Origin of the sequence: Empedobacter sp. UBA7252, assembly GCF_002472765.1 — a bacterium.
GTDB classification, from domain to species: Bacteria; Bacteroidota; Bacteroidia; order Flavobacteriales; family Weeksellaceae; genus Empedobacter; species Empedobacter falsenii_B.
This window is the reverse complement of the sequence record NZ_DKSQ01000096.1, coordinates 1-6075: the sequence shown is the minus strand read 5'-3', so window position 1 is coordinate 6075 and position 6075 is coordinate 1. Positions and strand designations below refer to the sequence as shown.

5 protein-coding genes and 1 riboswitch are annotated in these 6075 nt (G+C 29.3%); of the genes, 2 read left to right on the top strand and 3 right to left on the bottom strand.

The genetic code is table 11. The features are described from left to right. Positions 1-299: 299 nt before the first annotated feature. Positions 300-1355: a hypothetical protein gene (locus B2X73_RS13730; protein WP_291096721.1), complete on the bottom strand. Its 1056-nt coding sequence runs from the start codon at positions 1353-1355 to the stop codon at positions 300-302. Between the two features lie 226 nt (positions 1356-1581). On the opposite strand from B2X73_RS13730, the gene B2X73_RS13725 reads away from it, so the two are divergent. Further along, the gene (locus B2X73_RS13725; protein WP_291073401.1) at positions 1582-1803 is read left to right on the top strand and encodes a hypothetical protein; all 222 of its coding nucleotides are present in this window, start codon (positions 1582-1584) and stop codon (positions 1801-1803) included. Between the two features lie 176 nt (positions 1804-1979). On the opposite strand, the gene B2X73_RS13720 is transcribed toward B2X73_RS13725, so the two are convergent. Both B2X73_RS13720 and B2X73_RS13715 read right to left on the bottom strand, forming a co-directional pair. After that, positions 1980-2339 carry a DUF190 domain-containing protein gene (locus B2X73_RS13720; RefSeq protein WP_291047616.1) on the bottom strand — a complete coding sequence of 120 codons (360 nt, stop codon included), beginning with the start codon at positions 2337-2339 and terminating at the stop codon, positions 1980-1982. 10 nt (positions 2340-2349) lie between these two features. Then, positions 2350-3657, bottom strand: a complete 1308-nt coding sequence (locus B2X73_RS13715) for a voltage-gated chloride channel family protein (protein ID WP_221856773.1) — start codon at positions 3655-3657, stop codon at positions 2350-2352. Positions 3658-3688: 31 nt separating this feature from the next. After that, a riboswitch (Fluoride riboswitch) is annotated at positions 3689-3757 on the bottom strand. Between the two features lie 467 nt (positions 3758-4224). Here B2X73_RS13715 and B2X73_RS13710 point away from each other — a divergent pair. After that, positions 4225-4866, top strand: coding sequence for a DUF6266 family protein (locus tag B2X73_RS13710; RefSeq protein WP_180906566.1), 642 nt, complete (start codon positions 4225-4227; stop codon positions 4864-4866). Positions 4867-6075: the final 1209 nt, after the last annotated feature.

Sequence of the window (6075 nt, the reverse complement as noted above, 5' to 3'; positions counted from 1 at the left end):
TAAAATATTATTTAAAACATCATACAAGGCTGATTCTATAAAGGAATTCAGCCTTTTTTCATTCAAAATACCAACTGTATATTTACATGCTGTGTTTGAATTGTAAAATGTATTATAAACTTTTAATTGTTTTTTAATAGTTCATGTGACTTTTGGAAAAGCTTTAATGCAGATTAAATTATTGTAAAAAGTATTATAAAAATGTCATATAATTTAGAAACAAGTATCAAAAAAACGAAAGTCAAACATAAACGTTATTTGTCATGATGTTGTATCAAACATTTTTTAAAAGTTTGTTTCTATTTCATTTTTGTAAGCGCTTGCGAATTTCTCAATACAAACACATATTGAAAATAATCTGTTGTAAATCTACCATTTTGAGGAACTATATTTTCTCCAAAAATTCTAGATTTTACATTGATTAAATACTTCGAATTGTTGTAAGGCGAATTTTGTGAATTTAACTTAAAAAGTGTTATTGTATTTGGCTTGCTTAATTCTTTTAGATCATTGATTCCTTTTACCAATTGTAAAGGACCGTCTGCATTTATCCAATCTATTTTTTCATTTTCTGGAGTAGGAAACTGAGGATTTTTTGGCATATACATTTCACTATCTATAGTATAACTAACAAAACTTGTTGTTTTAATATTTGATTTTTTTAATTCAGAAGCGAATGTTCCTCTCCCATTTTCAGTTGCATTTTGCAAAACGTGATAATAACCAAAAAGACCATAAAATTTTTCATTTTCAAGTTTCAATTTTTTGATTGTATTCTTAAAATTTTTTGCCATTGCTAAATCTCTGGACTCTTTTGAGTTATCGTCAAAATTTTTGTCAATCCCAATTACTTTTATTTTTAATGAATCTGCTATTTTTTGATTATAGTCATATATTTCACTCCATTTATCAAATAATTCTTGACTAGACTGTTGTGGTATTCTTTTCTTTATTGCTAATACTACTTCTTTTAATATTTGCCTATCTTTCAAACTATCCTCTAAAAAAATATTTATTTTTTTTGCTGTTATGCTATCCATTTCTGCTATGTAGTATCTCACACCTAACTTTCTATTTAAGAAAAAAAGTAGCTCTTTATCTAATTTTTGATTATCTGCATATCCATGAATTTCGCCTAGCAGAAAAACCTTTGATTTATAAAAATCATTATCAAATAGTTTTTCATCAATTGAATCTGTAACGTCAGTTTTATTTTGAGCTAAATATGACAAATTACTCTCATTTTTTGATTCTAAAAACAATTTATTACTTATAAAAAAGTAAATAAATACAAGTATAAAAATGCTTAAAATTGATATGAATATAAACTTAATGATATTTACAAATTTTTTCATTGTGATTTGATTATATGTTAATTATTTTGATTCAAAAATATTAGCGATCTTTATAATGTTCAAAAATAAAATGATGAGTTGATGTTTTTTTATGATGAACTGTATAATTTTATTCGAATCAAGTAAAATTAAAATTTATAATATCTCACAATTTTTAAAATTATAATGGGGTTAACTTAAAAGATAAAAAATAATAAATTAAATAATTTTATAAAAGCTCTCTACCATGGATAAAATTAACTACGAATTTATTAAAGATATTATTGAATTAGAAAAATGTTCTGATCACAATGAAAGTCCAAAGTTTATTGAAACAAAAGATGGATTTAGAATTATTGCTTGTTGTGATGATTTTAGAACTAGAATGATAGAAAAGTCAACCATTTTAATTACAGAACAATCTCTCAAAAATGTATTGAATATTATGAAAAAGTATTTAAATAAATAAGAATAATCGAAAAATATAAATTACTAAATTTTCATTTTACTGAACTATTCAATATTTAGAAAAACCAATATTAATATAAGCGAACAATTTACTGTTTTCATTTTATCAATTAACTAAGTATAATATATTTTTTTTTGAAAATAATATTGACATCTGTATTTCTCTTTTCTTCTTTTCTATTGTGATAATTTAAAACTACTCTCATTGAACAAAACAATATTTGCCTCAGAAAGTAATGCTTTGTTCTTTATTAAGTAATTTTTCAAATTTTTAGGTGTATCAATAAGTTCGAGGCAAACTGGGTTCTTGTTTGATGGAATTTCTGAAATATTAAAACTAATACTATCATTGTGCAAGTAACCTGCTTTAGCTATAAAGATTGCTGCTTGGTTAATGTTCATTTCTTTTGCTCTTTTCAAAAGTAATTGACCTAAATTATTATTCCAAAGTCTTTGCCAGAAAGACTGTCCTTTGGCTTGCTGTCCATAACCAAAATATATTCTCACTATATTTATATTATGTAATTCTGAGTTCATGTAAATGTTTTTAGAGTTCATTTAATCGTTTACCTTTTTGATTTAAAAATCTCTTATACTTTGGTTCACCAATCATTTGTTTATTATAAATACTGTTGTTACCAGAAATCAAATATGCAACAACACAAGCTATAGCAGCATATACTCCACAATCAACACCAAAAAGTTCAAGTGCCATAATACTACAAGCTAACGGCGTATTTGTTGCTCCTGCAAAAACTGCAACAAACCCCATTCCTGCTAAAAGTCCAATCGGTAATGGGATAAAAATACTTATTGCACTCCCCAAAGTAGCTCCAATAAAAAACAAAGGTGTTACCTCTCCTCCTTTAAAACCTGCTGAGAGTGTTAAAATGGTAAAAATCATTTTCAATAGAAAGTCATACGCTGGCAATTGCTCTTCAAAAGATTCAACAATTGTTGGTACGCCCAAACCAATATATTTTGTGGTACCAATTATCCAAACTGCAAGAGCTACGATTGTACCTCCTACTAAAGGACGAAAAGGTGGAAAACTTATTTTTGATTTAAAAATAGCACTTGTCTTATGCATAGATTTACTAAATGTTGCTGCACATATACCAAAAATAACACCTGCTATAATGGTAAAAAAAATGTTGAGAAATGAAATTTCAGGAACAAAATCGATATGATAATGTGTATGCTCAGTATGCCAAAGTTTGGTAACTAAATCAGCTATAATTGCGGACAAAAATGCAGGAAAAATAGCATCGTATTTTAATCGTCCTATTAAAAAAACTTCTAAACCAAAAATGGCTCCTGCTAATGGTGTGCCAAACACTGAACCAAAACCAGTTGAAATGGCTGAAATAATTAAAATTTTTCGCTCATATTCTATCAATCGAAATGGTTTAATAAATTGATCTGCAATTGCTCCTGCCATTTGTAATGCAGTTCCTTCTCTACCTGCTGAGCCTCCAAACATATGGGTAACAAGTGTTCCTATAAATACAAACGGAGCCATCCTAAAAGGAATTATTTCCTTTGGATTATGTATTGTGTCAATAAGTAAATTATTTCCAGCTTCAATGTTTTTACCAAAATAGTAATAAAGTAAACCAATAGAGAAACCACCAATCGGTAAAAATATAATTAACCATAAATGATTTTCACGATAATTTGTAACCCAATTTAATGATTGAAGAAAACCTGCCGAAGCACTACCTACACACAGTCCTATAAGAGAACATAAAAATGCCCATTTTAAAATATAAGGAATTGCAGGAAATTGTCTAAACAACAGATGTAACTGTAAATTTATTTTTTTGCTAAAAGATTTTGTTTGTTTTAATTGCATAACTACCTGATTAAAATGCTTAGATCATTTTATTTAATCAGGCGTCATCAGCTTTTTATAAAGCGGTTGGGTAAGGAAGAACACCATTTCCTTTTTATCTACTGCAAAATTAATATTTTTTTAAAAAAATCTATTAATTTAATCATGATTTTTTTCTCTGCAATCTTATATTATCATTTAGGTATAGTCGAATTCATTAATGAAATAACTACCGTTTCAAATAAAAACCTGTTTATTTTTCCTTTACTTCACCCCTATTTTGTTCGACAATCCTTCGACACTTGTTCGACCGTTGTTCGACAAAACACCTCTTTTTCCGAACCGTTGTCGAAGGACACTCGAACAACACTCGAACAAACCCTATTTCTACTTTTATCATTTTTGTCTCAAACCCTCTCTAATAAAGGAAAGTTGTGTTTTCTGTCTTTTTTCATTTCTCCTCCATACCGGACAAAAATGGACAATAGCGGTCATTAATGGTCTATACTAGACATGGTGTCTTGCAAACTTCAAAACCAATGCATTATTCCACTAACTTGCTGCTACATAACATAAAAAATTAAGATTATGGCCGAAATTAAAAAAGGAATCCTTGGCGGATTCTCAGGAAAAGTAGGAACAGTGATTGGTGTTAACTGGCGTGGAAAGGATATTATCCGAAGTCTACCAAAAGCATCAAAAAAAGCACCTACAGAGGAGCAGTTAATCCAACGGGTAAAGTTTAGGAAAACTATTGATTTTTTACAACCATTGCGTTCTATCCAAAACAGGTATTTTGGGAATAAAGCAGGTAAACAATCTCGTTTTAACAATGCTACTTCCTATACCCTAACCAATGCTGTAGAAATGGTGCTAGACTTACCTGTTATTATCGTAGCACGTGTTCTCATTACCAAAGGCGAGTTATTAGATTTTCAGCTTCCAGAGCTTGATGCCACAACAGCTGGTACATTTAGTTTTAGTTGGGAAGATAACTCAGGGCAAGGAAATGCGAAAGAAACGGATCTTGTAAACGTGGTTTGCTATTGTGAGGAACTGAATAGTTTCTACATCTCCGAAGAAATTGCGACACGTGATACCCTTTTAGCAAGCGTTAATTTACCTACTCCCTACCAAAACAAAGAAGTTGATGTGTGGATCTACCTCAACACAGAGAAAAGAACACAAGCTAGTACCAGTACCTATTTAGGGAAACACGAGGTGTTATAACAAGCGTATGATCTCAGTTCTATCTACTGTTTGTTTAGTCATTACCGAGAATAAGGTTTTAGAAATAGAATTTTATTCTTGGTATTTTTTTGTTTTAATGAAATGTGGGAATTGTATTATGTTTTATGTACAATGTATTAGGTATTTGAAAAAGAATTAAAAAAACGGCATTAAAACTCACGCGTTAAGAAAATGTTTGAATGAAACGTAAAAAAGGTTTTAGCCCGTAGGGTTTTTTAAAATCTTTAGTGAAATGAGAACATTTTTAGTCGAGAGGTTTACAGCCAAGAGTTTTTTGATTACTTTTTTGCTCTCAAAAAAGTGATAGAAAGATTATTCTCGTTTTTCAAAACTATATTTCATTGATTTTTTATTCATGTGTTATTATTGTTTTCAAATGAATTCATATGCCCTACGGGGAACCTTGATGAAAAAACATTTGATATTAAGAATTTGAAATTAAAAGGAGAAGCTCCAGTGGAGCTTAGGTACATACGTTCATTTTTGTCTTGACACAAAAACATTTGAGATTAAGAGGAGAAGCTCCAGTGGAGCTTAGGTATAGTGCTTCCAAATCGGTCAATAACGACTACTCGCTAAATGCTTTAAATCATTCACATATAAAATGTGAACAGTAAATCATTTTAACACTCGCTACGTCGAATTGACACTCGACTATTCAGCAATGACGGTTTTTGAAATTCCTTTTTAAAAGTGAATTTGATTTAGAAAAGAAGTGATGGAAAGATTCTGCACTTAGAGTACCTCAGTGACCATTTTAAATTCTTACTTTCATTTTTTATTCATTTCCTGTTTATTTTAATTATTGGTATTCATATGCCCTTCGGGGAAGAGCATCCAAAAAAACGAAACAAAAAAAGATGCCGACAGTAGACTCTCAATGATTCAACTAACTAAATTATTTCCATAAAGTTGGCAACTCGTTTCACTCAAACACTCCAACTTTTATATTCTAATAATTTAGAGTTGAATTACATTTCGATTCTAAATCGTCGGATTTTAAATTCCTATTCATTAACAATAAATCAACGTAAAATATTAAAGGTCAATAAATAAACATTCTTAAATAAGGACGGTTTTTAAATTCATTGTTAAAATGAATTTGAATATTGAAAAAGAATTAAGAAAACGGCATTAAAACTCACGCGTTAAGAAAATGATTGAATGAAACGTAAAAAAGGTTTTAGC

Excerpts from the sequence above, each read along its gene's own strand:
- B2X73_RS13715 (WP_221856773.1), bottom strand. The coding sequence starts at position 3,657 with ATGCAATTAAAACAAACAAAATCTTTTAGCAAAAAAATAAATTTACAG.
- B2X73_RS13720 (WP_291047616.1), bottom strand. The coding sequence starts at position 2,339 with ATGAACTCAGAATTACATAATATAAATATAGTGAGAATATATTTTGGT.
- B2X73_RS13725 (WP_291073401.1), top strand. The coding sequence starts at position 1,582 with ATGGATAAAATTAACTACGAATTTATTAAAGATATTATTGAATTAGAA.
- B2X73_RS13730 (WP_291096721.1), bottom strand. The coding sequence starts at position 1,355 with ATGAAAAAATTTGTAAATATCATTAAGTTTATATTCATATCAATTTTA.
- B2X73_RS13710 (WP_180906566.1), top strand. The coding sequence starts at position 4,225 with ATGGCCGAAATTAAAAAAGGAATCCTTGGCGGATTCTCAGGAAAAGTA.